The 567-nt window shown below is 52.9% G+C and carries 1 protein-coding gene; it reads left to right on the top strand.

The annotated features are described in order from the left end of the window. The coding region (locus NW212_RS15230; RefSeq protein ID WP_258339460.1) for an IS1595 family transposase at positions 1 to 567 on the top strand (567 nt) is incomplete at both ends.

Raw genomic sequence — 567 nt, 5'->3', positions numbered from 1 at the left:
CAGGATTTCTGCCGCATTGCACATTAACAAGAAGACAGCTTTCGACTGGCGGCACAAGATATTGCGTTCCCTGAAGCAGGATGAAGGCGGTTCGTTCTCAGGAATAACCGAAAGCGACGAGACATTCTTTGAAAAGTCAGACAAAGGCAGCCGCCACCTGGGACGCAAGCCCCGCAAGCGTGGCGGAGGGGGAAAAGGCAAAGGCGCATCCAAGGACAAGGTCACCGTCATAGTGACGGCTGACAGAAAGAACGACCTCAACATGACGTTTTGCGGATATGGACGGCTGACGAAAGCGGAAATCACGGAAAGCCTGCACACTCCGCTGCCACAAGGGACGGTGCTGTGTTCGGACGGGCATGTCAGCTACAAGGGATATGCAATGGACAACCATATTGAGCATGTGGTCATAAGGGCTGACCTCGGCTGGCACGTTAAGAGGGGATTTTACCATATCCAACACGTCAATTCCCTGCACAGCAGGCTCAAGAAGTGGCTTAACGGAACATTCTGGGGCGTAGCCACGAAGTACATGCAGGACTATCTCAACTGGTTCAAGGTGCAAGA

This window comes from Bacteroides sp. ET225 (assembly GCF_024733745.1).
GTDB lineage: Bacteria > Bacteroidota > Bacteroidia > Bacteroidales > Bacteroidaceae > Phocaeicola > Phocaeicola excrementipullorum.
The sequence above is the reverse complement of the archived record's forward strand: the minus strand, read 5'-3'. Positions and strand labels throughout refer to the sequence as shown.